At 71.8% G+C, this 26,061-nt stretch carries 28 protein-coding genes; 7 read left to right on the top strand and 21 right to left on the bottom strand.

The features are described 5' to 3' along the window. Window positions 1-108: 108 nt before the first annotated feature. The 7 genes from RLT59_RS22260 to RLT59_RS22230 all read right to left on the bottom strand — a co-directional run bounded on the left by RLT59_RS22260 (window position 109) and on the right by RLT59_RS22230 (window position 10,140). Complete coding sequence (locus RLT59_RS22260) at window positions 109-1,572, bottom strand: aldehyde dehydrogenase family protein (protein WP_311305025.1); 1,464 nt, start codon at window positions 1,570-1,572, stop codon at window positions 109-111. Continuing rightward, window positions 1,569-3,308, bottom strand: coding sequence for an N-acyl-D-amino-acid deacylase family protein (locus tag RLT59_RS22255; protein WP_311305024.1), 1,740 nt, complete (start codon window positions 3,306-3,308; stop codon window positions 1,569-1,571). Before RLT59_RS22255 ends, RLT59_RS22260 begins: the two co-directional genes overlap by 4 nt. Window positions 3,309-3,469: 161 nt before the next feature. Continuing rightward, window positions 3,470-4,591: an LLM class flavin-dependent oxidoreductase gene (locus tag RLT59_RS22250; protein ID WP_311305023.1), complete on the bottom strand. Its 1,122-nt coding sequence runs from the start codon at window positions 4,589-4,591 to the stop codon at window positions 3,470-3,472. A gap of 126 nt (window positions 4,592-4,717) precedes the next feature. Further along, window positions 4,718-5,503 carry an SDR family NAD(P)-dependent oxidoreductase gene (locus RLT59_RS22245; RefSeq protein WP_311305022.1) on the bottom strand — a complete coding sequence of 262 codons (786 nt, stop codon included), beginning with the start codon at window positions 5,501-5,503 and terminating at the stop codon, window positions 4,718-4,720. Between the two features lie 10 nt (window positions 5,504-5,513). Then, window positions 5,514-6,458 carry an LLM class F420-dependent oxidoreductase gene (locus RLT59_RS22240; protein ID WP_311305021.1) on the bottom strand — a complete coding sequence of 315 codons (945 nt, stop codon included), beginning with the start codon at window positions 6,456-6,458 and terminating at the stop codon, window positions 5,514-5,516. Between the two features lie 423 nt (window positions 6,459-6,881). Then, window positions 6,882-8,786 (bottom strand): AMP-dependent synthetase/ligase, encoded by a 1,905-nt coding sequence (locus tag RLT59_RS22235; RefSeq protein WP_311305020.1) that lies wholly within the window; start codon window positions 8,784-8,786, stop codon window positions 6,882-6,884. Window positions 8,787-8,862: 76 nt separating this feature from the next. Continuing rightward, window positions 8,863-10,140 carry an acetyl-CoA C-acetyltransferase gene (locus RLT59_RS22230; RefSeq protein WP_311305019.1) on the bottom strand — a complete coding sequence of 426 codons (1,278 nt, stop codon included), beginning with the start codon at window positions 10,138-10,140 and terminating at the stop codon, window positions 8,863-8,865. 76 nt (window positions 10,141-10,216) lie between these two features. On the opposite strand from RLT59_RS22230, the gene RLT59_RS22225 reads away from it, so the two are divergent. After that, the gene (locus tag RLT59_RS22225; RefSeq protein ID WP_311305018.1) at window positions 10,217-11,536 is read left to right on the top strand and encodes a 3-oxoacyl-ACP reductase; all 1,320 of its coding nucleotides are present in this window, start codon (window positions 10,217-10,219) and stop codon (window positions 11,534-11,536) included. A gap of 4 nt (window positions 11,537-11,540) precedes the next feature. Beyond that, the gene (locus RLT59_RS22220) at window positions 11,541-12,368 is read left to right on the top strand and encodes a MaoC family dehydratase (RefSeq protein ID WP_311305017.1); all 828 of its coding nucleotides are present in this window, start codon (window positions 11,541-11,543) and stop codon (window positions 12,366-12,368) included. 33 nt (window positions 12,369-12,401) lie between these two features. On the opposite strand, the gene RLT59_RS22215 is transcribed toward RLT59_RS22220, so the two are convergent. From RLT59_RS22215 to RLT59_RS22195, 5 genes are all read right to left on the bottom strand, one after another. Next, the gene (locus tag RLT59_RS22215; protein ID WP_311305016.1) at window positions 12,402-12,983 is read right to left on the bottom strand and encodes a hypothetical protein; all 582 of its coding nucleotides are present in this window, start codon (window positions 12,981-12,983) and stop codon (window positions 12,402-12,404) included. Then, window positions 12,980-13,678, bottom strand: a complete 699-nt coding sequence (locus tag RLT59_RS22210; protein ID WP_311305015.1) for a DUF6286 domain-containing protein — start codon at window positions 13,676-13,678, stop codon at window positions 12,980-12,982. Before RLT59_RS22210 ends, RLT59_RS22215 begins: the two co-directional genes overlap by 4 nt. Then, window positions 13,675-13,989, bottom strand: a complete 315-nt coding sequence (locus tag RLT59_RS22205) for an Asp23/Gls24 family envelope stress response protein (RefSeq protein ID WP_311305014.1) — start codon at window positions 13,987-13,989, stop codon at window positions 13,675-13,677. The genes RLT59_RS22210 and RLT59_RS22205 overlap by 4 nt, the downstream gene beginning before the upstream one ends. Then, window positions 13,986-14,171 carry a hypothetical protein gene (locus tag RLT59_RS22200; RefSeq protein ID WP_311305013.1) on the bottom strand — a complete coding sequence of 62 codons (186 nt, stop codon included), beginning with the start codon at window positions 14,169-14,171 and terminating at the stop codon, window positions 13,986-13,988. The genes RLT59_RS22205 and RLT59_RS22200 overlap by 4 nt, the downstream gene beginning before the upstream one ends. Before the next feature lie 123 nt (window positions 14,172-14,294). Next, window positions 14,295-14,795 carry an Asp23/Gls24 family envelope stress response protein gene (locus tag RLT59_RS22195; protein WP_311305012.1) on the bottom strand — a complete coding sequence of 167 codons (501 nt, stop codon included), beginning with the start codon at window positions 14,793-14,795 and terminating at the stop codon, window positions 14,295-14,297. A 232-nt stretch (window positions 14,796-15,027) separates the two neighbouring features. Between RLT59_RS22195 and RLT59_RS22190 the strand changes: the two genes are divergently transcribed. The 3 genes from RLT59_RS22190 to RLT59_RS22180 are packed head-to-tail and all read left to right on the top strand — an operon-like array spanning window position 15,028 to window position 16,600. Further along, window positions 15,028-15,618 (top strand): RNA polymerase sigma factor, encoded by a 591-nt coding sequence (locus RLT59_RS22190; RefSeq protein WP_311305011.1) that lies wholly within the window; start codon window positions 15,028-15,030, stop codon window positions 15,616-15,618. After that, window positions 15,615-16,247, top strand: coding sequence for an Asp23/Gls24 family envelope stress response protein (locus RLT59_RS22185; RefSeq protein ID WP_311305010.1), 633 nt, complete (start codon window positions 15,615-15,617; stop codon window positions 16,245-16,247). Before RLT59_RS22190 ends, RLT59_RS22185 begins: the two co-directional genes overlap by 4 nt. After that, window positions 16,244-16,600, top strand: a complete 357-nt coding sequence (locus tag RLT59_RS22180) for a hypothetical protein (protein ID WP_311305009.1) — start codon at window positions 16,244-16,246, stop codon at window positions 16,598-16,600. The genes RLT59_RS22185 and RLT59_RS22180 overlap by 4 nt, the downstream gene beginning before the upstream one ends. Before the next feature lie 40 nt (window positions 16,601-16,640). Here the strand turns inward: RLT59_RS22180 and RLT59_RS22175 are convergent, their stop codons facing one another. From RLT59_RS22175 to RLT59_RS22150, 6 genes are all read right to left on the bottom strand, one after another. Then, window positions 16,641-17,303 carry a TetR/AcrR family transcriptional regulator gene (locus RLT59_RS22175; RefSeq protein WP_311305008.1) on the bottom strand — a complete coding sequence of 221 codons (663 nt, stop codon included), beginning with the start codon at window positions 17,301-17,303 and terminating at the stop codon, window positions 16,641-16,643. A gap of 124 nt (window positions 17,304-17,427) precedes the next feature. Further along, complete coding sequence (locus tag RLT59_RS22170) at window positions 17,428-18,774, bottom strand: dicarboxylate/amino acid:cation symporter (protein ID WP_311305007.1); 1,347 nt, start codon at window positions 18,772-18,774, stop codon at window positions 17,428-17,430. A gap of 437 nt (window positions 18,775-19,211) precedes the next feature. Then, the gene (locus RLT59_RS22165) at window positions 19,212-19,466 is read right to left on the bottom strand and encodes a DUF4229 domain-containing protein (protein ID WP_311305006.1); all 255 of its coding nucleotides are present in this window, start codon (window positions 19,464-19,466) and stop codon (window positions 19,212-19,214) included. A 155-nt stretch (window positions 19,467-19,621) separates the two neighbouring features. Then, on the bottom strand, window positions 19,622-20,146 hold the full coding sequence (locus RLT59_RS22160; RefSeq protein WP_311305005.1) for a GNAT family N-acetyltransferase: 525 nt from the start codon (window positions 20,144-20,146) through the stop codon (window positions 19,622-19,624). Window positions 20,147-20,290: 144 nt separating this feature from the next. Next, a complete protein-coding gene (gene mqnE, locus RLT59_RS22155; RefSeq protein ID WP_073737183.1) occupies window positions 20,291-21,454 on the bottom strand; it encodes an aminofutalosine synthase MqnE in 1,164 nt (387 codons plus the stop codon). A 78-nt stretch (window positions 21,455-21,532) separates the two neighbouring features. Further along, window positions 21,533-21,988 (bottom strand): Lrp/AsnC family transcriptional regulator, encoded by a 456-nt coding sequence (locus RLT59_RS22150; RefSeq protein ID WP_073737182.1) that lies wholly within the window; start codon window positions 21,986-21,988, stop codon window positions 21,533-21,535. Window positions 21,989-22,120: 132 nt separating this feature from the next. Here RLT59_RS22150 and RLT59_RS22145 point away from each other — a divergent pair, with 132 nt between their 5' ends. Next, entirely contained in the window at window positions 22,121-22,255 is a 135-nt protein-coding gene (locus RLT59_RS22145; protein WP_260255715.1) for a hypothetical protein, read from the top strand. A gap of 11 nt (window positions 22,256-22,266) precedes the next feature. On the opposite strand, the gene RLT59_RS22140 is transcribed toward RLT59_RS22145, so the two are convergent. Continuing rightward, window positions 22,267-22,932: a UbiX family flavin prenyltransferase gene (locus RLT59_RS22140; protein WP_073737181.1), complete on the bottom strand. Its 666-nt coding sequence runs from the start codon at window positions 22,930-22,932 to the stop codon at window positions 22,267-22,269. Between the two features lie 116 nt (window positions 22,933-23,048). Here RLT59_RS22140 and RLT59_RS22135 point away from each other — a divergent pair, with 116 nt between their 5' ends. Then, window positions 23,049-23,690, top strand: coding sequence for a rhomboid family intramembrane serine protease (locus RLT59_RS22135; protein WP_311305004.1), 642 nt, complete (start codon window positions 23,049-23,051; stop codon window positions 23,688-23,690). Here the strand turns inward: RLT59_RS22135 and mqnP are convergent. Beyond that, the gene (gene mqnP / locus RLT59_RS22130) at window positions 23,626-24,465 is read right to left on the bottom strand and encodes a menaquinone biosynthesis prenyltransferase MqnP (RefSeq protein WP_311307814.1); all 840 of its coding nucleotides are present in this window, start codon (window positions 24,463-24,465) and stop codon (window positions 23,626-23,628) included. The genes RLT59_RS22135 and mqnP overlap by 65 nt on opposite strands. 62 nt (window positions 24,466-24,527) lie before the next feature. Then, the gene (locus tag RLT59_RS22125; protein ID WP_311305003.1) at window positions 24,528-25,985 is read right to left on the bottom strand and encodes a menaquinone biosynthesis decarboxylase; all 1,458 of its coding nucleotides are present in this window, start codon (window positions 25,983-25,985) and stop codon (window positions 24,528-24,530) included. Window positions 25,986-26,061: the final 76 nt, after the last annotated feature.

Genomic DNA, 26,061 nt, shown 5'->3' with positions numbered 1-26,061 from the left:
GAATCTTGGCACGGGTCGCGACCGTGCTGGGCTGATCTACCGGCCGACGCGGCCACCCCTCGAACCGGCAGCCCACCAGCCGTGGTTCAGCGGCCGGTGGCCCCCGCCTCACCCCGGCCAGACGACCGCCTGGAGTTCGCTGTAGGCGTGCAGGGCGTACGAGCCGACGTCGCGTCCCACACCGCTGCGCTTGAACCCGCCGAACGGTGCCTCCATGTTCCGGCCGATGGTGTTCACGCCGACCCCGCCGGCCCGCAGCCTGCGGGCGACGCGGAAGGCGCGGGCCACATCGCCGGACCAGACGTAGTCGATCAGCCCGTAGTCGCTGTCGTTGGCCAGCGCGATGCCCTCCTCCTCGTCGTCGAAGGGGACGACCACCACGACCGGGCCGAAGATCTCCTCCCGCACCACCCGCATGTCGTTGGTGCAGTCGGCCAGCAGCGTGGGCGCCACGTAGAAGCCGCTGCCGGTCGGGTCCGGGCGGTCGCCGCCCGTGACGATCCGGGCGCCCTCCTTGCGGCCCAGTTCGACGTACGACTCGACGCGGTCCCGGTGGGCGGCGGAGATGACCGGGCCGACGACCGTGCCCTTCGCCGTCGGGTCCCCGACCGTCAGATATCCCGCATACGCCGTGAGTTTCCCGACCAGGGCGTCGTGCGCCGCCCGCTGGACCAGGACGCGGGTCGGAGCCGTACAGATCTGGCCGCTGTAGAACGAGAACGTGGTGCCGATGCCCGCCACCGCGGAGTCGAGGTCGGCGTCGTCGAGGACCACGGCGGCGCCCTTTCCGCCCAGCTCCATCAGCTGCCGTTTCATGGACCGGCCGCAGACCTCCGCGATGCGCTGCCCGACCGAGGTGGAGCCGGTGAAGCTGACCATGTCGACGTCGGGCGAGTCCACGGCGGCCTCGCCCGCCTCCGCCCCCGAGCCGCTGATCACGTTGACGACGCCCGGTGGCACACCGGCCTCCGCGAGTGCCTCGGCCATCCGGTAGACGGAGAGCGGGTCCTGCGGCGCGGGTTTCACGACGACCGTGTTGCCCATCGCGAGCGCCGGGGCGATCTTGCCCGCCGGGTTGGCCCAGGGGTTGTTGTACGAGGTGACGCAGGTGACGACGCCCACCGGCTGGCGGACCGCGAGCGCCCCGAAGATCCCGGCCCGGCCCATCGGACCGGCCTCGTTGATCTGCGGCGGGACCGCCTCCTCCGCTGGTTCCAGGGCGCCCTTCGCGTACCGCCGGAACCGGGCGGCGCCGACCGCCACCTGCATCCCGCACGCGGTGCCGGTGGTGGCGCCGCTCTCCGCCTGGGCGAGCGCGGCGTTGGCGGTGAAGTCGCGCTGCATCAGGTCGGCGGCGCGGTCGAGGATCGCGGCGCGGTCCTCGGGGCGGGTGCGGGACCAGGTGGCGAACGCCTCGCGGGCCGCCGCTGCGGCCTCGTACACCTGCGCACGGCTCGCCTCCGGGGCGAGGCCGACGACGTCCTCTGTGGCCGGGTTGACCACCTCGTAGTGGCCGTTCGCGGGCTCGGTCCACTCGCCGCCGATGAAGAGGCGCTGGGGTGTCGTGGTCACTGCGTACTCACCGTCCGGGTGTCGCGTCCGGAGCGCAGCACCGTGCCCGGGACCGCGCCGGTCACCTTGTCGTCGCGCAGCGTCTCCACCCCGTTGACCCGGACCGACACGATGCCGAGGGCCTTGGAGTCGAGCCGGGGGCTGTCGCCCGGCAGGTCGTGGACGAGGGTGGCCGGGCCCGCGTCGATGCGTTCGGGGTCGAAGAGCACCAGGTCGGCGTGGTAGCCCTCCGCGATCCGGCCCCGGTCGCGCAGTCCGAAGAGGCGCGCGGGGTCGTCGGTGAGCATCTTGACGGCCCGCTCCAGGGGGACGAGCTTGCGGCCGCGCAGGCAGTCACCGATGAACCGGGTGGTGTACGGGGCTCCGCACATCCGGTCCAGGTGGGCGCCCGCGTCGGAGCCGCCGAGCATGACGTCCTCGTGCTCCCAGGTCCGCTGCCGCAGCGCCCAGGAATCGGGGTCGTTGTCGGTGGGCATAGGCCACAGGACCGTGCGCAGCTGGTCGGCCGCGCAGATCTCGACGAGGCACTCGAAGGGGTCCTGGCCGCGTTCGGCGGCGATGTCGTTGACGACCCGGCCGCTGAGGCCCTCGTTGGCGGCGCTGTAGGTGTCCCCGATGACGTACCGGCCGAAGTTCGCGAGACGGCGGAAGACTCCGGCCTCCTTGCTGTTGGCGCGGCGCAGCATCTCGGCGCGGGTGTCCGCGTCCCGGAGCCGCTCGACGCGTTCGGGGACGGGCAGGGCGAGGATGTCGCCCCAGCCGGGGATCAGGTTGAGGGCGCAGAACGTGCCGAGCGACATGTTCATCGGGGTCAGGATCGGCATCGTCAGCGCGACGATCCGGCCGCCCGCGCGGCGGGCGCGTTCGCTGGGGACCAACTGGCGCGGCACACGCTCGGGGACGGCGGCGTCGATGGTCAGGACGTTCCAGTTGAGCGGGCGTCCGGCGGCCGCCGTCATGTCGACGAACAGCTCGATCTCCTCGTCGGAGAACTGGTCGAGGCAGCCCGCCACGATCGCCTCGATCTGGGTGCCCTCGTGTTCACCGACCGCGCGGGAGAGCGCGAGGAGCTCCTCGGGCAGCGCGTGCCGGGAGGCGACCGGCTGTCCGTCGCCGTCGGCGTGGGTGGAGGACTGGGTGGTGGACAGGCCCCATGCCCCGGCGTCCATCGCGTCGTGGAACAGGGCCAGCATGGCGTCCATCTGGGCGGGCGTCGGCTGTCCACCGACCGCCTCCGTGCCCATGACGTGCCGGCGCAGCGCACAGTGCCCGACCATGAACCCGGCGTTGACGGCGATCCGCCCGTCGAGCGCGTCGAGGTACTCGCGGAAGCTGGACCAGGTCCAGTCCACGCCCTCCTCCAGCGCCTTGAGCGCCATGCCCTCGACCCGCGACATCATGCGCCGGGTGTAGTCGGCGTCCTCCGGCCGGTCCGGGTGGAGCGGGGCGAGGGTGAACCCGCAGTTGCCCCCGGCGACGGTGGTCACGCCGTGGTTCATCGACGGGGTGGCGTACGGATCCCAGAAGAGCTGGGCGTCGTAGTGGGTGTGCGGGTCGACGAACCCGGGCGCGAGGACGAGCCCGGTGGCGTCCTCGGTGGTCGCGGCGGGACCGGGGGCGGTCCCGGGCTCCGCGATGACGGCGATGCGGCCGTCCCGGATGCCGATGTCCGCGACGTAGGAGGGCCCGCCGGTGCCGTCCACGACGGTCGCTCCGCGGATGAGGTGGTCGAGCATGAGGGGTCCCTTCCGTGTGTACAGAACTGGATGTGTGCCGGGGTGCGTACGGCCGCGGTACGCACCTCGGCTCTCGCGGAGCGGCGGTCCGGGAAGACGCCGCCCGCGCACTCAAGGCCCTGCGGCGCTTGAGGAGCGGGGTGCGGGGCAGAGCCCCGCACCTATGCCGCGTCGCGGAACCGCGTCGTCCGGTGGACCGGGTCCGTGTCGATCTTCGGGATCACGTGCTCACCGATCAGCTTGATCGAGTTCAGCGTGTCCTCGGGACTGATCCCGATCGGCAGCCCGAAGCTCAGCTGGTCGGCCCCCGCCCGCTCCCACCGCCGGCACTGCGCCAGCACCTCGTCCGGATCGCCGCAGATCATCAGCTCCTCCGCGATGAGGAGTTCGATGATCTCCTCCGAGTACTCCGGCAGCAGCTCGGGCCACTCCGGGATGCCCTCCGGGCGCGGGAACGTGTCGTGGTAGCGGAACAGCAGCGACTGGAGGTAGTTCAGCCCGCCGCCCACCGCGATCTCGACGGCCTTCTTGTGGGTCTCGGCGCAGATCGCCGTCGAGGTGACCATCACGTTGTCGTTGACGAAGTCACCGATCGGCTCGGCGTCCTTGACGGCGGTCTTGTAGGACTCGACGACCCACTCCATGTCGGAGACCTTCTGCACGCTGAAGCCCAGCACGCCGAGTCCCTTCTTGCCCGCCATGGCGTACGAGGACGGCGAGCCGGCCGCGTACCACATCGCCGGGTGCGACTTCCCGTACGGCTTGGGCAGGATCTTGCGCGGCGGCAGCGACCAGCTCTTGCCCTGGAAGCCGGCGTACTCGTCCTGGAGCCACATCTTGGGGAACTCCCCGATGGTCTCCTCCCAGAGGTCCTTGGTGTGGTTCATGTCGGTGATGCCCGGCATGAACCCCAGGATCTCGTGGCTGCCCGCCCCCCGCCCGGAGCCGAATTCGAAGCGCCCCTCGGAGAGATGGTCCATCATGGCGACCTTCTCGGCCACCTTCACCGGGTGGTTGACCGGGGCGAGCGGGTTGAAGATGCCGGATCCGAGGTGGATGCGGTCCGTGGCGTGGGCGAGGTAGCCCAGATACACGTCGTTGGCCGAGATGTGCGAGTACTCCTCCAGGAAGTGGTGCTCGGAGGCCCAGGCGTACTTGAAGCCGGACTTGTCCGCCTGGATGACGTACTCGGTCTCCTCGATCAGCGCCTTGTGCTCTGCCCCGGGGTCCGCCTTGGCCCGCGCGGCGGGCACATACCCCTGTACAAAGAGCCCGAATTCCAAGGGTGTTCACCGTCCTCAATCGTTTCTGACGCACCGTCAGATCTGGATGTGTCCGACTGTTCCACCGACACCACGAGCCGTCAATAGCTGACGCCTCGTCAGCGCAGCTCCCCGGCCGGGCCGGAATCAGAAGAGGCTGACCCCGGCCAGCCACCCGCCGTCGATGACGAACGGCTGCCCGGTGATGTACGAGGAGTCGTCCGAGGTCAGGAACAGCGCCAGGGCGGCCACCTCCTCGGGGCGGCCGATCCGGCCGAGCGGGACGAGCTTGCGGTAGAGCGCGTCCACGGCCCCCTTCGCCCCCTCCTGGTCGGCGTCCGGGTCCAGCATCGCCGGATTGGACATCGCGGTGTCCACGGCTCCGGGGCAGACGGCGTTGACCCTGACCCCCTTCGGCGCCAGCTCCACCGCAGCCACCTTGGTCAGGCCCAGCACGGCGTGCTTGGTCGCGGCGTACGCGCCGACGAACGCCATGCCGGTGAGCCCGGTGTACGAGGAGGTGTTGACGATGGTCCCGCCGCCGGCCGCCACGATCTCGGGCGCGACGGTCCTGATCCCCAGGAACGCGCCCACCTGATTGACCTGCACCACCTGCTGGAACTCCTCCAGCGGCGTGGTCACCAGCTCGTTGAACCGCAGGATCCCCGCGTTGTTCACCAGCCCGTCGATCCGCCCGAAGGCGCCCTTCGCCGCGGCGACCGCCGCCTGCCAGTCCGCCTCCTGGCTCACATCGAGGTGGACGAAGAGCGCGGTCCCCTCCCCCAGCTCCTTCGCGAGCGCCTCGCCCTGCTCGTCGAGCACATCGGCGATCACCACCCGGGCGCCCTCCGCCGCGAAGAGCCGCGCCTCCTGCTCGCCCTGCCCGCGCGCCGCGCCGCTGATCAGCACGGTCCGCCCGTCCAGCTTCCCCATGACCTGACTCCTACCTGTCGAGGTGAGGTGCGACATCGGCGGCGAACGCCGCCATCTGATCGGTCAGTTCGGTTCTGCTGCGGCTGCGGAACCGCACCTGGATCTGGTGCACGCCCATCGCCGCGTACTCCCGCAGCGACTCCGCGAGCGCCTCCGGCTTCCCGCTGAGGGTGCGCCGCCCCACGGACCAGTCCGGCTCGCCCACGTACAGCGGCTCCGTGATGGCCCCGACGACGATCGGCTCCGCCACCCCGGCGGCCTCCCGGAGCGCGTGCAGCCGGGCGATCTGCTCCGGCAGCTTCCCGCGCGGATCACCCTGCGGCAGCCAGCCGTCCCCCCGTACGGCAGCCCTGCGCACCGCGGCGGGCGAGGAGCCGCCCACCCAGATCGGCACCCGCTCCTGGACGGGCCTGGGCAGCTGGCCGAGCCCGCTGAAGGAGAACCGCTCCCCCGCGAACTCCGGGTACTCCTCCGGCCCGAGCGCGGCCTTCAGCGCGTCGACGGTCTCGTCGAGCACGCCGCCCCGCCCGTCGAAGTCCGCCCCGAGCGCCTCGAACTCCTCGCGCACGTGCCCGGCCCCGACCCCGAGGATCAGCCGGCCGCCGCTGAGGTGGTCGAGGGTCGCGTACTGCTTGGCGGTGGCCAGCGGATGCCGCAGTCCGACGACCGCGACATGGCTCATCAGCAGCACCCGCTCGGTGACCCCGGCGAGGAACCCGAGCGTGGCCACCGGGTCGTACCAGACGGTGCTCATCCCCTCCGCGAGCCGGCGCGGGATGGCGACGTGGTCACAGCTCGCGAGGTACGCGAACCCGGTACGGTCGGCGGTGCGGGCGATCTCGGCGAGATCGCCCGGGGTCGCCCCGGCCTCCCACGGCTCCGCGTAGATGGCACTCTGAGACTGGATCGGGAGCTGCATCCCGTACGACAGCGGCCCGGCGGGCAGTATCGGCACCGTCCGGCCTCCTTCCCCTGGACCAGATCTGACGCACCGTCACTTGATGGCGCGCGGGGCCATCGTCGTACCTGACGCATCATCAGGCAAGAGGTGGTCCGGGCTGGGTGTGCGGGTGCTGCCCCGGGGGGTTCGCCTCTGTCCGGTGGGTGGGGTGGGGTCCCTCCGGGGAGACTCCTCAAAAACTGGCGTGACGACCGGAGACGTTGCGGGGGCCGGGTATGACGCCATTTTTCTGCGGGGACTCCCCTGCACGACCCCACCCGCTCTCGCGTGCGTCTGAACACCGGCGATACGACCGTCGCAGACGCGGGACCACCGGGCGGGCGCCCCGAGTCGCGGAGCACCCGCACCACCGAGCCCGTCGAGGGGGCCCCATGCCCTTAAGGCTATGGGGGAGATTGAGGACGGAGCCCCGCGCCCCTACTTGCGGTACAGCTCCTCGATCTCCGCCGCGAAGTCCCGGGTGATCGCGTCCCGCTTCAGCTTCAGCGAGGGGGTCAGATGGCCGCGCTCCTCGGTGAAGTCCACCGGGAGCACGCTGAACTTCCGGATCGACTCGGCGCGGGAGACGAGCCGGTTGGCCTCGTCGACCGCGCGTTGCAGCGCGGTGTGCAGTTCCTCGTCATGGATCAGTTCGCGGACCGGGACGCCCTCCTTCTTCCGCATCCGGCGCCAGTGGGCGAGCCCGTCCGGCTCCAGGGTGATCAGGGCGGTGATGAACGAGCGGTTGTCGCCGACCACCATGCACTGGCTGACCAGCGGATGGGCGCGCAGCCAGTCCTCCAGCGGGGCCGGGGTGACGTTCTTGCCGCCAGAGGTGATGATGATGTCCTTCTTGCGGCCGGTGATCGTGAGGTAGCCGTCCTCGTCGAGCGCGCCCAGGTCCCCGGTGGCGAACCAGCCGCCGTCGAGCGCGGGAACGGCCTCGCCGCGCTCCGCGTCCCAGTAGCCCTGGAACACCTGGCCGCCTCTGAGCAGCACCTCGCCGTCGGGTGCGATGCGGACGGCGGTGCCCGGCAGCGGCCAGCCGACCGTGCCCAGCCGCGGCCTCAGCGGCGGGGTCACGGTGGCGGCAGCGGTGGTCTCCGTCAGTCCGTAGCCCTCGAAGATCTCGATGCCGGCGCCCGCGTAGAAGGCGGCGAGCCGGCTGCCGAGCGGGGAGCCGCCGCAGATCGCGTACCGGACCTGGCCGCCGAGCGCGGCCCTGATGCGGCGGTAGACCAGCGGGTCGTAGAGCGCGCGGGCCGCCCGCAGGCCGAGTCCGGGGCCCGGTCCGGTGCCGTGTTCCGCGGCTTCTACGGCCTGGCTGTAGCGCTGGGCGATCCGGGCGGCCCGGTCGAAGGACGAGGCGCGGCCCATCTTCTCCGCGGTGGCCCGGCCGGTGTTGTAGACCTTCTCCAGGACGTACGGGATGGCCAGCAGGAACGACGGTCCGAAACCGGCCAGGTCCGCGAGGAGGTCCTCGGTCCGGATGGACGGGGCGTGGCCGAGCCGGACCCTCGCGCGCAGGCAGCCGATCGCGACCATCCGGCCGAAGACGTGTGACAGCGGCAGGAACAGCAGGGTGGACGCCGGGTACTTGCTGACCGACTTGAACACCGGGTGCAGCAGCTCGATGGCGTTGTCGACCTCGGCGTAGAAGTTGCCGTGGGTCAGCACACAGCCCTTGGGGCGGCCGGTGGTGCCGGAGGTGTAGATGAGGGTGGCGGGGGTCTCGGGTTCCAGGGTGGCGCGGCGGGCCGCGACGGCGTCGTCGGGGATGTCCCGGCCGGCCGTCTTCAGCCGCCCCAGCACGCCCGTGTCGAACTGCCAGAGGTGGGTGAGGCCGCCGATCTGTCTGCGTTCCTGGCTGATGACGCGGCCCTGCTCCGCCGTCTCGACCGCGCAGGCGGCGGCGCCCGAGTCCTGGAGTATCCAGCGGGCCTGGAAGGCGGAGGAGGTCGGGTAGATGGGGACGGTGACCAGCCCTGCGGCCCAGGCCGCGAAGTCCAGCAGCGTCCACTCGTAGGTCGTACGGGCCATGATCGCGATGCGGTCGCCGCCCCGCAGCCCTTCCGCGATCAGGCCCTTGGCGACGGCGAGCACCTCGGCCGCGAACTCCGCCGCCGTCACGTCCTGCCAGCTGCCGTCCTGCTGCTTGCGGCTGAGGACGGCGTCGGCCGGGGCCTCGCGGGCGTTGTCGAAGGGGATCTCCGCGAGCGAGCCGCGCCGCACGGGCGGGGCGAACGCCGGTACGGAGACCTGCTGGACGGTGCCGTCGGCGGCCCTGACCCTGGTCGGCTCGACCAGGACGGGCGCGGTGGTGGTGGCGGGTGGCGTGGACACGTGCGGCTCCTCGGCATCGGGGTCGGGCGGGCTCTGAACGGGTCGGTACGTGCCTACGCGTGCGGCGGGTTACGGGTCAGGCGCGTTCGAGGATCGCCGTCACGCCCTGGCCGCCGGCCGCGCAGATCGAGATCAGCCCGCGTCCCGGGGCGTCCCGTTCCGCGAGGAGCCCCGCGAGGGTGGCGACGATCCGGGCGCCGGTCGCGGCGAACGGGTGGCCGGTGGCGAGCGAGGAGCCGGCCACGTTGAGCTTCTCCCGGTCGACGGGGGCCAGGCCCGCCTTCTCCCAGGCGGCCAGCGTGGCGAGCACCTGGGAGGCGAAGGCCTCATGGACCTCGAAGAGGTCGAAGTCCTCGACGCCGAGGCCGGCCCGCTCCAGCAGCCTCGGCACGGCGTACGCGGGCGCCATCAGCAGCCCGTCCCCGCCGCCCGCGTAGTCCACCGCGGCGGTCTCGTACAGGGACAGATACGCCTGCGGCTCCAGCCCGTGCCGCTCGGCCCACTCCTCGCTCGCCAGCAGCACCGTCGCGGCGCCGTCCGTGAGCGGGGTGGAGTTACCCGCGGTCATCGTCGCGTCCGGGTGGTCCGTGCCGAACACCGGTTTCAGGGTGGCGAGTTTCTCCACCGTGGAGCCGGGGCGCAGGTTCTGGTCCCGGTCCAGGCCGAGGTACGGGACGACCAGGTCGTCCAAAAACCCCCGCTCGTAGGCGGCGGCGAGGCGCTGGTGGCTGGTGGCGGCGAGCAGGTCCTGGTCCGCACGGGCGATGTCCCACTGCCGGGCGGTGACCGCCGCGTGGTCGCCCATCGAGAGACCGGTGCGGGGTTCCGCGTTGCGCGGGATGTCCGGGACGAGATGGCGGGGGCGTACGCCCGCGAGGGCCTTCACCCGGCCGCCCGCCGACTTCGCGCGCCGCGCAGAGAGCAGCAGCCTGCGCAGCTCGTCGTTGACGCCGAGGGGCGCGTCGCTCGTGGTGTCCGCGCCGCCCGCGACCGCCGAGTCGACCGCCCCGAGCATGATCTTGTTGGCAGCGGCGATGACGGCCTGGAGGCCGGTGCCGCAGGCCTGCTGGATGTCGTACGCGGGGGTGCGCGGGTCGAGCCGGGAGCCGAGCACGGTCTCCCGGGCCAGGTTGAAGTCCCGGCTGTGCTTGAGGACCGCGCCGGCCGCGAACTCCCCGACCTGCTGCCCCTGGAGGCCGAACCGCTCGACCAGTCCGTCCAGCGCGGCGGTGAGCATCTGCTGGTTGGAAGCCTGCGCGTACGGACCGTCGGAGCGGGCGAAGGGGATACGGCTGCCGCCGATGACCGCGACCCTGCGGGGCTGCGGGAGTGCGAGGGGGATCAACTCGACCAACTCATCTCGACCAACTCCTGACTCTTGAGTAACCTTACTCTGGAGTAAATCTAAGACCGAGCAGGGAGTCTGGACAATGGCCGACCGCTATCTGCACTTCTCCGGCACAGCGACCGGCCGGTTCCTGACCCGGCGGACCGGCCTGCCGCAGCCCGCACCGCTGCGCCGCTGGTCCCTGGAGACCCCGGCACTGACCGGCCCCGTCCTCCACCTCACCGCCGGGGACTCCACCGTGACCGAGGAGCTCGGCGCGGTCCTCGCCGCGACCGGCCTGGAGGTGAGGGCGGGCGCGGAACGGCCCGCCGCGCTCGTCCTGGACGCCACGGCCGTCGACACCGCCGCCGGGCTCGGGGCCGTGCACGGCGCCCTGCACCCCGTCGTCCGCTCCCTCGCACCGGGCGGCCGCGTCGTCGTCCTCGGCGTGCGGCCGTCCCCGGACGACCACCACCAGGCCGCCGCCCAGCAGGCTCTGGAGGGCTTCGTGCGCTCCCTCGGCAAGGAGCTCGGGAAGGGCGCGACCGCGCAGCTGGTCCGCGTCGTGCCCGGCGCGCTCTCCGGGGCCGGATCCACCCTGCGCTTCCTGCTGTCGCCCCGGTCCGCGTACATCAGCGGCCAGGTCATCGAGGTGACCTCGGCCGCACCCGACCCGGTCGACGACTGGGCCGCCCCGCTCGCCGGGCGCACCGCGCTGGTCACCGGGGCGGCGCGCGGCATCGGCGCCTCGGTCGCCTCGGTGCTGGCCCGGGACGGCGCCCACGTCATCTGCCTGGACGTCCCGCAGGCGCGGGAGGACCTGGAGCGCACCGCCGCCCGGCTCGGCGCGACCGCGCTGCCGCTGGACATCACCGCGGCGGACGCGGCGGCCCGGATCACCGCCGCCGCCCCGGACGGCCTCGACGTCCTCGTCCACAACGCGGGCATCACCCGCGACCGGCGGCTCGCCAACATGCCCGCCGACCGCTGGGCCCCGGTCATCGACGTCAACCTGGACAGCGTCCTGCGCACCACGGACGCGCTGCTGAAGACGGGCACCGTCAACCGGGGCGGCCGGATCGTCGCCACCGCCTCCATCGCGGGCATCGCCGGCAACAACGGCCAGACCAACTACGCGGCCAGCAAGGCGGGCATCATCGGCCTGGTCCGCTCGCTCGCCCCGCGCGCGGCGGCGGAGCACGGCGTCACGGTCAACGCGGTCGCCCCCGGCTTCATCGAGACGAAGATGACCGCAGCCGTGCCGCTCCTCATCCGCGAGGCGGGCCGCCGGATGAACTCCCTCTCGCAGGGCGGGCTCCCGGTCGATGTCGCCGAGACGACCGCCTGGTTCGCCCAGCCCGCCTCCAGCGCCGTCAACGGCCAGGTCGTCCGGGTCTGCGGCCAGAGCCTGCTAGGGGCGTGACCCGGTGCCGAGCCTGCTCCTCTCGCTGGCGCGCGGCGCCGTAACGTCCCCGTTCAAACGGCCCGGTCGCCCGGACGCCGCACTGCCGCCCGACCGCGCGACCGCTCCGCCCGCACGCCCCGCGGCCGGCCCGCTGGCCGCGTACCGCGGGATCTGCGGCTTCACGGAGCCGGACGCCCTGCCGGTCACCTACCCCCATGTCCTGGCCTTCCCGCTCGCGATGCGGCTGATGACCCGGCGCCGCTTCCCGCTGCCGGTCACCGGACTCGTCCACACCTGGATCGAGATCACCGCACACCGGACCCTGCACCCCACGGACGCACTTGAACTGACGGTGTGTGCAGTTGAGTTGACGCCCCATCGGCGCGGCACAGAGGTCACCGTGGTCACCGAGGCCCGGCTCTCGGGGGAGCTGGTGTGGGAGTCCCGCAGCGGCTACCTGTCCCGGCACCCGACACGTACGGGCACGGCTCCGGCCCCCGCCGCCCCCGCCGCCCCCGGGCCGGCGCTCCCCGCCGTCGCGGAGTGGCGGCTTCCCGCAGACCTGGGACGGCGCTACGGAGCAGCCTCCGGCGACCGCAACCCCATCCACCTGTATCCGGTGACGGCACGGCTGTTCGGCTTCCCGCGCGCCATCGCGCACGGCATGTGGACCGTGGCCCACTGCCTCGCCCAGGCCCCTCGGCCCGACCTGATCCACACGGTGCGGGCCGACTTCAGGGCTCCCGCCCTGCTGCCCGGCACCGTCACCTACGCATCCGACGGGACCCGCTTCCAGCTCCGCGGCGGCGACCGCGTCCACCTCACCGGGACGGCCGCGCACCGGAGTTGACCGCGGACGACCCGCCCCCCCGGCCCGGCCGGTTCAGCGGACGTGGGGCGCCGGGCGGGCCCGGCTATTGATCCGGATGCTGCCGACGATCCGGTACGGCGCCGCCGACTCCTCCGCCTCGTCGCGCAGGGCGGCGAGCGGACCGAGAACGGCCGCCGGGGGCATGTCCGGGTCGAGCCAGAGGTGCGTACGGACGTGCAGCCGGGTCCGCCGGGCCGTGATGTCCACACGGCAGCGGGAGACCCCGGCGAGCGAGGCCGTCCGCTGGGCGAGCGCCTCGGCCAGCGCGCCCGCGCGCACCGCACCGCCTGCGGAGGGCAGGTCCAGCGAGGTGCCGCCGCCGCGGAAGCGGCTCGCGCACCGCCACAGGAGCAGCAGGGTCAGCACGGCCGGACCGGCGACGGCGGCGGGCGTCCACCAGCCGCGCGTACGCAGACCGGCCAGCGCTTCCCGGTCCAGCAGGACGCTGCCGGGGCGGGCCGCCGGCCACCAGCCGGGCAGCCGGGAACCGAGCCCCGGCCAGGTAGCGGCCAGCCAGACACCGCCCAGCAGGAGGGCGAGTCCGGCCACGGCCAGAACGGCCCGGTTCGCGCCGGGGCGGGGCCGCGCGCTCATGTGTCACCACCCGCCCGCACGAACCGCGTCGCCTCGGCGGTTTCCGGACTCCCGGGCGTCCCGGCCGCGCGCGGCTTCGGGAGGTCCGGCTCGGGCGGGCGCCACGTCGGCTCGGGCCGGACCCGCACCCGGGGCCGCAACGGGCGGCGCAGCACGCAGTCGGCCAGCACCCGGCGGGTGGCGGCGGTGACGTCGTCGCGCACGGCGTCCACCGCGCCGAAGGCGAGCGCGGCCCGGACCGTGACGCTCCGGCGCCGCACCCGCACCCGTACCCGCACCCGTACCGCACCGACCCCGGCGACACCGCTCGCCGCACCGTGGAGCAGCGCGGCCAGCGCCGGGCGGTCGATGGCCGTGTCCGGGTACGCGTCCGGAGTGGCGACGGTCAGCAGGTTCCGCCGGCCCGGCAGGGCGGCCAGCGCGAGCAGCCACAGCCCGGCGAGCGCCGCGACGCAGCCGCCCACCACCACGGACAGGTCCCCCGGTCCGTGCCCCGACAGCCAGTCCACCGCGGCCGTGCGCCAGGCGGCGGGCGGTCGGCCGGTGCGCACCCGGACCACGTCTACGGCCAGGGCGCCGCAGCCGAGAGGGGCGGCCAGCAGGAGGCCGGCCACGGGCCCGCGCCGCGAAGCGCGGAGCCGGCCAGAAGAGCGCCGCGAGGGGCGCCGCGCGGACTCGTCCACCTCCGCGTTCACGGTCGGGAGCGGGGCGCGCGGAGCGTCAGGGTGTCCACCGTGACGGCGGCCCGGCGCACGTCGAGCCCCGCGAGGTGCCGGGTGCGCTCGGTGACGTGGTCCTGTACCCGGCGCACGGTGTCGGCGAGCGGCGCCGGATATCCCAGGCCGACGGTGAGCCGCACCTGTGCCCGGGGCCCGTGCACCGCGACCGAACCGCGCGCGGCCCGACCGGTGCGGCCGGGCGTGGCCTCATCGGCGGCGCGCTCGACGATCCTGCGCACCGCCCGGTCCGCGACGGTGGTCGTGCCCAGTTGCCCCGGCGTGGTCATCGGCGGCTCCGCTCGAACAGCGCCCGCAGATCTTCCGGCAGGCCCTCGCCGTCGAGCCGGCGGCCCACCAGCCAGCCGACCGCGCCGAGGGCGGCCACGAGCAGAAACGCCCCGAAGCCGCCGAACCAGCCGGCGAACGCCAGTGCCATACCCGCGATCATTCCGACGGCCGCACTGCTCATCCTGCTTCACCCCTCACACGATGGCCCGCTGATGTCCAACTCCCGCGCCGCCCGGCTGCCGCGACGCGCGACTCCCGCGGAGCCCGGCCGGCGCGATCCCCGACCGGCTCCGAGGCCGCGGGATCACTCCACCCGGGAGTCGGCCGGGGCGCTCTCGCCGTCGTCGGGGAGGTGCACGTCGTTGACGGTGACGTTGACCTCGATGACCTCCAGGCCGGTGATCCGCTCGACGGCCGCGATGACGTTCTCCCGCACGTCGCGGGCCACGTCGGTGATGGCCACGCCGTAGTCGACGACCAGGTCGACATCGATCGCGGTCTGCCGCTCGCCCACCTCGACCTTGACCCCGCGACCGACATCGGGGCGCCCGCCGGGCACCCGGTCGCGGACCGCGCCGAGCGTGCGCGACAGCCCGCCGCCCATGTCGAAGACCCCGGGGATCTCCCGCGCCGCCATGCCCGCGATCTTCACGACGACCACATCGGCGATGGAGGTACGGCCGCGCGTCGCGGCCGGCTCGTCCGCACCGGTGGCCCCGCCGGAGAGTGCGGTCGTGCCCTGGGGGGCCTTCACCGCCTGGGGAGCGGAGGCGTTCTTGGATACTGGTGCCGTCTGCGTGGTCATGAGGACGTCCTCTCTGCGGGATCTGTGAACTGCTCTCACACCGTTCGACCCCGGCGGGCGCCGTCCGTGACGCGGAATCCCGGATTTTCTTTCCGCTCTTCCTCCCGCTCTTCCTTCCGCCCGGTCCGCGCGTCACAGAACCGGAGTCGATGTGTCCCACCCACAGACGCACAGCACAATGCCCCACCGTCCCCACGATCGCCCGACGACCGAACAACAGAGGAGCCGCCCTGTGCCGGGGGCCCGCAGACAGATCGCATCAGCGGCCGACGAGGACCGGGCCGACACCGGTGACGGCCTGCTCGCCGTACGCGCCGCGGAGGGCGACGAGGAGGCCTTCGCCACCCTCGTACGCCGCCACGCGCCGCCGCTGATCCGCCTGGCCACCCGGCTCCTGGGCAGCGTGCCCGAGGCGGAGGACGCGGTGCAGGACGCGCTGATCAGCGCCTGGCGCAAACTGCCCGGGTTCCAGCACCAGTCCTCGTTCGGGACCTGGTTGTACCGCATCGTCACCAACCGCTGCCTGAACGTCCTGCGCCGCCGCAGACCACTCGCGCCACTGGAGGCCGCGGGCGAGGTGGCGGCGCCCGAGCACGCCGTCTCCCCGACCAGGCTCGCGGAGTCGCGGGCCGCCGCCGGAGACCTCCAGGCGGCCCTGTCCTCGCTCTCCCCCGAGCAGCGCACCTGCTGGGTGCTGAGAGAATTGGACGGCCAGTCCTACGAATTCATCGCGGCCGCGGTCGGCATCAGCCAGGAGGCTGTCCGGGCGCGCGTCTTCCGCGCACGACGCTGTCTGACACAGGAACTGGGGGCCTGGCGATGACCACCCACACCGACCCGCCCCACCCCGAGTCCGCCGGTGACGCGGACGACGAGCGACTGCCCTGCGACCGTCTGCTCTCCCACGTCTGGGACCTCTGGGAGCAGGGCACGGCCGATCCGCACCTGGGCGAGTGCCCGCACTGCCGACGCGCCGTCGACGAGCTGGCGGGCCTGGAGTCCGCGGTACGCGGTCTGCGGGAGGAGACCGACACGACGGAGACGTACGACGCCACGCCGCTGACCCAGCGCGTGATGGACGTCGTACGGCTCGAACTGCGCCCGGGGCGCCCGCTGCCGCTGGGCGAACCCGCCGAGGACCTGTGGATCATGGAGGCGGTGGCCGCGCGCACCGTCCGCGCCGCCGCAGAGACGGTGCCCGGCGTGCGCGCCGGGTCCTGCCGGATCGTCCCCGGCGCCCCGCACTCCCGGGGCCCGGCCGGGATCGACGTACGCCTCGAACTGCACGTCCCGCTCAGCGACGACCTGACGGAACTCGCCGACCGGGTACGGCGGCGGGTGCGCGAGGCGGTGGACGAGGGCCTGGGCCTCGGCGTCACGGAACTCGACATCCGCATCACCGACCTGCTCGACCCCGAAGAGGACACCCCCGAGGAAAGGGCCGCCCGATGACCCACGACACCGAGCGGACCCGGAGGGCCACGCTCACGGAGGAGGTCGCCAGGGCCGTGGCGGGCGTGGAGGGCGTGGCGTTCCTCAAACCGGGCGTCGCCCAACTCCTGCGCTCGGCCCTGCCCTCCACTCCCCGGACCGCGGCCGGCACCCGTCACGCCGGGGTGCGGATGAGCCGGGGCAGCGTCACCTCGCCCCCGAGGCTGGACATCCAGATCGTCGCCCGCCGCGACGCCCGCGCGCTGGAGGTCGCACGGGCCGCCCGCAGAGCGGCCGACACCTGCCTGGCCACCCTGCTCCCGGGCGAGGAGGACGCGGTACGGGTGGTCGTGACCATCACGGGCCAGGCCTGACACCCGCCGCCCCGGCGGGAAGCCCGGAAGGAGGAACGGATCACGCCGGACACGCGCGCCCCGGCCCCCTCGGCTGCCAGGAGCGCCCGTTCATGAGGTTCTCCAGGCCCGCCCAGGAGAAGTTCATCAGGGTGGACGCCGCCTCCTTCGCGGAGACGCCCGGGGTCTCGTTCGCCCAGCCGGCGAGCGACTCCGCGGCGCCCACCAGCGCCTGCGCGAGCCCCGCCACGTCGCGGTCGGGGAGCGCCGGGTCGTGATGGGCCTCGCGGGCCGCCGCCCCGATCAGACCCGTCACGAATGCAACGATCTCGTCGCGCATCACGCTCACCTCGGTGGCGAACGGCTCCCCGTGCGTACGCGCCTGCCGGTACAGCACCGCCCAGCCGTCCGGGTTCTGCGCGGTGTGCGTGAAGAACGCCCGTAGCCCGGACCACAGTTGCCGGTCGGCGGGCAGTCCCGGTTCCGCACCCGCCTGGACGGCCGCGAGGAGCTCGCGGGCCTCGCGCCGGATGCACGCGGTGAACAGCTCGTCCTTTGAATTCAGGTACAGGTACACCAGCGGCTTGGACACCCCGGCCAGCTCTGCGATCTCGTCCATCGAGGCGGCCCGGTAGCCGCGCCGCCCGAACGTCCGCACCGCGGCGTCCATCATCTGCTGCTCGCGCACGGCGCGCGGCATCCGCTTGCCCTTCACAGCACCCATGCCGGACTCCTCCCGCCCCCGCTGCACCACTCCCCGGTAAGAGTACGGCGCGTTCGCAAAACGGCTGTGCCCCGTACCCGGGTGCGTGTGAGGGTACGGGGCACAGCCGTCGGGGCCGCGTGGATCAGGCGGGGACGGGCACCTTCGCCGGCTCGCTGTCCTGGACCTCGGCGTCGTCCACCGGGGAGGCGGAGGCCGAGTTGTACAGGTCGTGGTCGAGGATCTTCTCGCGCGCCGAGACGAGCACCGGGACCAGCGCCTGGCCCGCGACGTTCGTCGCGGTCCGCATCATGTCCAGGATCGGGTCAATGGCCATCAGCAGGCCGACGCCCTCCAGCGGGAGGCCCAGCGTCGACAGCGTCAGGGTCAGCATGACCGTGGCGCCGGTGAGACCGGCGGTGGCCGCCGAGCCGATCACCGAGACGAACGCGATCAGGATGTAGTCACCGACACCCAGCTGGACGTCGAAGATCTGCGCGATGAAGATCGCGGCCAGCGCCGGGTAGATCGCGGCGCAGCCGTCCATCTTGGTGGTCGCACCGAACGGGACGGAGAAGGAGGCGTACTCCTTCGGGACGCCGAGGCGCTCGGTGACCTGCTGGGTGACCGGCATGGTGCCGACCGAGGAGCGCGAGACGAAGCCGAGCTGGATCGCGGGCCAGGCGCCCTTGAAGAACTGGAGCGGGCTGACCTTGGCGACCGTGGCGAGGAGCAGCGGGTAGACGCCGAACATCACCAGGGCGCAGCCGATGTAGACGTCGGCGGTGAACGTCGCGTACTTGCCGATCAGGTCCCAGCCGTAGTCCGCGATCGCGTAGCCGATGAGGCCGATGGTGCCGATCGGGGCGAGCCGGATGACCCACCACAGGGCCTTCTGGAGGAGCTCCAGGACGGCTTCGCTGAGGGTGAGGATCGGCTGCGCCTTCTCGCCGAGCTGGAGGGCGGCGATACCGGCGACGGCGGCCATGAAGACGATCTGGAGGACGTTCAGCTCGGCGAACGGTGTGATCACGTTCTCCGGGATGATGCCGGTCAGGAAGTCGAGCCAGGAGCCGGCGTGCTCGGGGGCCTTGCCGTCCTTCGGCGTGAGGCCGGTGCCGGAGCCCGGGTTGGTGATCAGGCCGATCGCGAGGCCGATCGCGACCGCGATCAGCGAGGTGATCATGAACCAGAGGACGGTGCGGCCCGCCAGCCTGGCGGCGTTGTTGACCTTGCGCAGGTTGGTGATGGACACCAGGATGGCGAAGAAGACGAGGGGCGCGACGGCCAGCTTCAGCAGCTGGACGAAGATGTGGCCGACCTTGTCGAGCGTGGTGTAGAGCCAGTCGATGTCCTGGCTGCGGGCGAGCCAGCCAAGCAGTACACCGAGGACGAGACCGGCGACGATCTGGGCCCAGAACGGGACCTTGGGTATGCGGAAACCGGAGCCCGAGGGCTCTTCGGTGGTGGCGGACGCGGGGTTCGCGGACACGGACACACTCCAGATGTGACGCATCGGGACGCACGGGGACGGTGTGCGGGGGACGGGGGTGCGGCGCCCGCGTCAGGGGCGGCGCCGCTGTGATGCCGGTATCAGACGGTGCGGCAACAGACCGCGGACATACAGCGGCAGAGATCGACATGCAGGCGCGCCACGAGCGGGATGCTCGCGGCAGGTCGGATGCGCACAGCTGTCTTCATGTCGAACACGTTAACACTTGAACTTTGAGAACCTCAAAGGTCTTCTTTGGTATGAGACTGCGCCCGCACACCCGGCGGAGCCCGCGAATGGTCGGCGGAATCCCCCAGCAGGCCCCGGGCAACGCGAAAGCCCCAATACAGGAGCGTTCGCTCCGGCGCTGGGGCTTCGGGAAGAATTGGTACGGGTGTGAGGGAGCTTACATTTCCCTTACAGTCCCTGGCTGTCCCCTACTGGGTGACGCCGTCCTCGCGGGTGCGGTTCGCCTCAAGGCGGGCCTTGGTCCGGTCGACCTTGGAGATGATCTGCTCCGACATCTCGTCGCGCTGCTTGCGCAGCAGCACGTAGCTGAGCGGCGCGGAGAGCACCAGGGCGAGCAGGATGACCCAGATGACGTTCGAGCCCCCCGCTCCGGACGGCAGCAGCCCGAAGTTGACCGCCACGGCGGCGAGCGCGAAGCAGCCGACGAAGATACTGAGACGCATCGCGGTGTACCGGATCATTGCGCTCGGCTTTGCAGCGGACACAGCTCGCCTTCTCTCTACGTGACAGTCCTGCCCGTCCAGTGAAGCATGCCCCGTAATCGAGCGGTCCGGAGGGCTCCGCCAAGGGTCCGCGCGGCGGCCTCGGACCACCGCTGTCAGCCGAGCGGCAGCAGCATGATGATGTCGTCGCGGTCATCCCCGTCGGCCACCCGGATCGCCCCCGGCACCCGCCCGACCTCCTTGTAGCCGCAGGCGGCGTAGAAACGGTCGGCGCCCGTGCCGCCCCGGCAGGTGAGCCGGATGGCCTCGATGCCCTCGATGGAGCGCGCGGCGTCGGCGGCCGCGGCCATCAGGTCGCGCCCGAAGCCCCGGCCCTGGTGGCGGGGGTGGACCATCACCGTGTAGAGCCAGACCCAGTGCGACATCAGCCGGTGCGTGTTGCGGGTCAGGAAGGCGGTGGCGGCGACGGCGCCCTCCTCGTCGTAGCCGACGAGGAGCCGGGTGCGCTCCTCCGTGATGGCGGTGAGGTGCTTGACCAGTTCGGGCCGGACGTCCTCTGCCGTGACGGGCGGTACAAAGCCCACCGCGCCGCCCGCGTTGGACACATCGGCCCAGAGCGCGGTGATGCCGTCCCGCAGGGGCCCGTCAAAGGGAGGGTCCAACTCAAAGGTAAGTGTCATAGAGGCAGATTAACCATTACGGGCGCTGCGCTCAATCCCGTCGGGAAACCCCGTCGGAAACGCGGGAAAGCTCCGGCCGGGGACGGCGGCCGGAGCTTTCGTGGAGCAGGAGAGCGATACGCGCGCCCGGGGGCACGCGCCGGGTCAGACCCGCATCGGCTGCGGCGACTCGCGCCGGTCCGCGTCGGGGCCCGGGTACTCGCGGAGGATCTCGTACCGGGTGTTGCGCTCGACGGGCCGGAAGCCGGCGTCGCGGATCAGGTCGAGCAGGTCCTCGCGGCCGAGCTTGTTGGGCGTGCCGTAGTTGTCCGCGTCGTGCGTGATCTTGTATTCGACGACCGAGCCGTCCATGTCGTCCGCGCCGTGCTGGAGCGCGAGCTGGGCGGTCTGCACGCCGTGCATCACCCAGAAGACCTTGACGTGCGGGACGTTGTCGAAGAGCAGCCGGGAGACCGCGAAGGTCTTGAGCGCCTCCGCGCCGGTCGCCATCGTCGTACGCGCCTGGAGCTTGTTGCGGACCTTGCCGTCCTTCATGTCCACGAAGTCGTGCTGGTAGCGCAGCGGGATGAAGACCTGGAAGCCGCCGGTCTCGTCCTGGAGCTCACGCAGCCGCAGCACGTGGTCGACGCGGTGGCGGGGCTCCTCGATGTGCCCGTACAGCATCGTCGCCGGGGTCTTGAGACCCTTCTCGTGCGCGAGCCGGTGGATCCGCGACCAGTCCTCCCAGTGGGTGGCGTGGTCCACGATGTGCTGCCGGACCTCCCAGTCGAAGATCTCGGCGCCGCCGCCGGTCAGCGATTCCAGACCGGCGTCGATCAGCTCGTCGAGGATCTCGGAGGCGGAGAGCCCGGAGATGGTCTCGAAGTGGTGGATCTCGGTGGCGGTGAACGCCTTGAGGGAGACCTCCGGCAGCGCTTCCTTGAGCGCGCTCAGCGAGCGCGGGTAGTAGCGCCACGGCAGGGTGGGGTGCAGCCCGTTCACAATGTGCAGCTCGGTGAGGTTCTCGCCCTGCATCGCCTTCGCGAGGCGGACGGCCTCCTCGATGCGCATCGTGTACGCGTCCTTCTCGCCCGGCTTGCGCTGGAACGAGCAGTACGCGCACGACGCGGTGCACACGTTCGTCATGTTGAGGTGGCGGTTGACGTTGAAGTGGACGACGTCGCCGTTCTTGCGCGTACGCACCTCATGGGCCAGACCGCCGAGCCAGGCGAGGTCGTCGGACTCGTAGAGCGCGATCCCGTCCTCGCGGGTCAGCCGCTCGCCGGCCCGGACCTTCTGCTCCAGCTCGCGCTTGAGTCCCGCGTCCACTAGGGCGCCTCCCATTTCTCTGCGTAACAGACTTCGCTCACGGTACTCCCCCGCAGGGCGCGCCCTGCGGACCCCCCGTCAGCCCTCTTCCGGCAGCTCGCCGACCCGGTTCTCCCACTTGGTGGACAGCACGATCGTGGTGCGGGTGCGCGAGACGCCCCGGGTGCCGCTGAGCCGGCGGATGGTCTTCTCCAGCCCGTCCACGTCACCGACGCGCACCTTGAGCATGTAGGAGTCGTCCCCCGCGATGAACCAGGCGTCCTCGATCTCAGCGAGGTCCTTGAGCCGGTGCGCGACGTCCTCGTGGTCCGCGGCGTCGGAGAGCGAGATGCCGATCAGGGCCGTGACGCCGAGCCCGAGCGAGGCCGCGTCGACGGTGGCGCGGTAGCCGGTGATGACTCCGGCGGACTCCAGCCGGTTGATGCGGTCGGTGACGCTGGGCCCGGAGAGCCCGACGAGCCGGCCCAGCTCGGCGTACGAGGCCCTGCCGTTCTCCCTGAGGGCCTGGATGAGCTGCCTGTCCACCGCGTCCATGTGAATGGAACCTTCCATTAATCAGCAGTATCGCGAGTCTATGTGTAGAATCTAAGGCATGCAGGCTCTGGAGCCTGCAGATCTTCCCGAACATCCAAAAAAAGCTTTCGAATCTTCAGGAGTGAAAACACCGTGTACACGATCGAGATGGCCTACGCCCGGATGCGCGAGCTGCAGGACCTGGCCAACCGCTCGCGTGCCCATCAGCCCGCCGCCGCCCACCGGGTCGACCGGACCCGCACCCCGCGCGCGCCCAAGAAGCGCTGACCCCGCCCGGATCAGCCACGGGAGCCGCCACCGAGCTCTCCCTCCCAGCGGCGGTACAGCTGGTGCGGCACCCCTGCCGCGTCCAGCACCCGTCCCGCGACGAAATCCACCAGATCCTGGATGTGCGTCGCACCCGCGTAGAACGCCGGAGAGGCGGGCAGCACGACCGCGCCCGCCTCGTCCAGGGCCACCAGAGCCTTGAGTGTCTGCCCGCTGAGCGGGGTCTCGCGCACCGCGACGACCAGCTTCCGCCGCTCCTTGAGCGTCACGCTCGCGGCCCGCTGCAACAGATCCTTCGAGAGCCCGAGCGCCACTCCGGCCACGCAGGCCGTCGAGGCCGGGACGATCAGCATCCCCTTCGCGGGATAGGACCCCGAGGACGGCCCGGCCGCCAAGTCACCGGCCGGCCAGTGCCGTACGCCGGACACGTCCACGTCGAAGGTGTGCGGCTTGCCGTCCGCGCCCCGCGCCAGCCAGCCGCGCAGGTCCTCCTGCCAGTGCGCGTCACGGAACGCGATCCCGGTCTCGTCCAGCAGCGTGAGGCGCGACGCCCGGCTCACCACCAGATCGACGCTCTCGCCCGCGGCCAGCAGACCACGCAGCACCGCGGCGGCGAATGGTGTGCCCGAAGCGCCCGAAACCCCGACAATCCAAGGCTGCCGCTGCTGCTGACTCACTGAAATCCCGGAATCCACAGAACCGAGCCTATCCGGCACGCACCACCCGGAACCGAGCCAGGGGCTCCGTGCGTTGCGAGGTGTGAATACGTCGCGACGTATGAAGGGGGCGTTCCATGAGCAGCATGCGCATGACGACCGGATCCCGTGCCCTCGCGGCGGGCGCGGTCATGCTCGGCTGGGTCGGGCTGCTCTGGGTGCTGGAGGGCATCGACCTCGCGACCGGCCACAGCCTGGACGGTCACGGGATCAGCCCGCGCGAACCGGGCGAGCTGCTCGACATCGTGCCCGCCGCCTTCCTGCACAGCGGCTGGGCGCACGTCGCGTCGAACAGCGTCCCGCTGCTGGTCCTCGGCTTCATCGCCGCGCTGGGCGGTCTGCGCCGCTTCGCCGGCGTGGTGCTCACCGTGATCCTGGTCGGCGGTCTCGGCGTCTGGCTCACCGCCCCGGCGCACACCGTCACGCTCGGCGCCTCGGGCGTGGTCTTCGGCCTCTTCGGCTACCTGCTGGTCCGCGGCTTCGTGGACCGCCGCCCGCTGGACGTGGTCATCGGCGTGCTCGTCGCGGCGGTGTACGGCTCGCTGCTCCAGGGCGTCCTGCCGACCGGTCCGGGCGTCAGCTGGCAGGGCCACCTCTTCGGCCTGACCGGCGGCGCGCTCGCCGCGTTCGTCCTGCGCCGGGGCGCCCGGCCGCTCAGACCGTCAGGCCCCGCAGCAGCAGATCCAGCAGCGCACACGCGAACAGGGCGATTCCGATGAACCCGTTCACCGAGAAGAACGCCCGGTTCAGCCGCGACAGATCGTGCGGCCGCACCACCCGGTGCTCGTACACGAAGGCGACGGCGACGATCACCATGCCGATCCAGTAGAAGAGCCCCGCCTCCGTGGCCAGGCCGAACCAGACCAGCAGCCCGGTCGTCACCACGTGGCAGACCCGCGCGCCCCACAGCGCGGCCGGCACGCCGAACCTGGCCGGGACGGAGAACACCCCGTGGGCCCGGTCCGCCTGCACGTCCTGGCAGGCGAAGATCAGGTCGAAGCCGCCGATCCAGATGCCGACGGCGAGCCCCAGGATCACCGCGTCCCACGACCAGCTCCCGGTCACCGCCAGCCAGGCGCCGACCGGCCCCATCGCCTGGGCGATGCCCAGGATCGCGTGCGGGTAGTTCGTGAACCGCTTGCCGTACGGGTAGACGACCATCGGGATCACCGCGAGCGGCGCCAGCGCCAGGCAGAGCGGGTTGAGCAGCGCCGCCGCGCCGAGGAAGACGACGACGGCGATGAGCGCCCCCGTCCACGCGGAGCGCACGGAGACCGCCCCGGTCACCAGCTCACGGTCGGCGGTACGCGGGTTACGGGCGTCGATCTCCCGGTCGATGATCCGGTTCGCGGCCATCGCGAAGGTGCGCAGCCCGACCATGGCGACGGTGACGAGCAGCAGGGTGACCCAGTGGATCGACTCGTCGTCGTGGAACATCGCGGTGAGGGCGGCGATGTAGGCGAAGGGCAGCGCGAAGACGGAGTGCTCGATCATGACGAGCCGCAGGAACGCGCGGGGCTTGCTGCGGGGCTGCGGCACGGCAGCGGCGGAGGCGCTCACAGTCCGTACTCCTTCCAGCGGCGGGTGACCCGGTCGGAGGTCTCCGGGTCGGACTCGACCATGTCCGGCCAGCCCCCGTCCCGGGTGTAGCCCTCCTCGGGCCACTTCTTCGTCGCGTCGATCCCGGCCTTGCCGCCCCAGAACTGCTGGTAGGAGGCGTGGTCGAGATGGTCGACGGGGCCTTCGGCGACGGTCAGGTCCCGCGCGTAGTCGGTGTTGCCGAGCGCCCGCCAGGACACCTCGTGCAGATCGTGGACGTCGCAGTCGGAGTCCACCACGACGATCAGTTTGGTCAGCGACATCATGTGCGCCCCCCAGATGGCGCTCATCACCTTCTGGGCGTGCTTCGGGTACTTCTTGTCGATCGAGACGATCGCACAGTTGTGGAACCCGCCGGACTCGGGCAGGTGGTAGTCCACGATGTCCGGCACGATGATCTTGAGCAGCGGCAGGAAGAACCGCTCGGTGGCCCGGCCCAGCGGCCCGTCCTCGGTCGGCGGCCGGCCGACCACGATCGACTGGAGCAGCGGACGCTTCCGCATGGTCACGCAGTCGATGGTCAGCGCGGGGAACGGTTCCTGCGGCGTGTAGAAGCCGGTGTGGTCACCGAACGGCCCCTCGGGCAGCGTCTCGCCGGGCTCCAGCCAGCCCTCGATGACGACCTCGGCGTTGGCCGGCACCTGGAGCGGGACGGTCTTGCAGTCGACCATCTCGATCCGCTTGCCCTGGATGAACCCGGCGAACAGGTACTCGTCGATGTCCCCGGGCAGCGGCGCGGTGGAGGCGTACGTCACCGCGGGCGGCGCCCCGAACGCGATGGCGACCGGCAGCCGCTCCCCGCGCCTGGCGGCGACCTGGTAGTGGTTGCGGCTGTCCTTGTGGATCTGCCAGTGCATCCCGATGGTGCGGCGGTCATGGCGCTGGAGCCGGTAGAGCCCCAGGTTCCGCACGCCGGTCTCGGGGTGCTTGGTGTGGGTGAGCCCGAGGTTGAAGAACGAGCCGCCGTCCTTGGGCCAGGTGAAGAGCGCGGGCAGCCGGTCCAGGTCCACGTCGTCGCCGGTGAGGACGACCTCCTGCACCGGGGCGTTCTCCGCCTTCACCTTCTTCGGCGGCACGTGGACCATCGTCCCGAGCTTGCCGAAGGCCTCCCGGACGCCGACGAAGCCGTGCGGCAGCTCCGGCTTGAGCAGCCCGCCGATCTTGTCGCTGATCTCGGCGTAGGACTTCAGCCCGAGCGCCTTGAGGAGCCGCTTGTCGGTGCCGAACACGTTCATGGCCAGGGGCATCGCGGAGCCCTTGACGTTCTCGAAGAGCAGCGCGGGCCCGCCGGCCTTGTTCACCCGGTCGACGATCTCACCGACCTCCAGGTAGGGGTCGACCTCGGCCTTGATGCGCTTGAGCTCGCCCTCGCGCTCCAGAGCCCGGAGGAGGGATCGAAGATCGTCGTAAGCCATGCCGTCCAGTTTGACACCCTCCCTGGCATCAGCTGCCAGGGCTCCCCCACCTTTGCCATCGGCCATCAGGAACAAA

The organism is Streptomyces sp. ITFR-6 (assembly GCF_031844725.1).
Lineage (GTDB): Bacteria > Actinomycetota > Actinomycetes > Streptomycetales > Streptomycetaceae > Streptomyces.
Note: the sequence above shows the minus strand (reverse complement) of the source record. Positions and strands in the feature narration are given on the sequence as shown.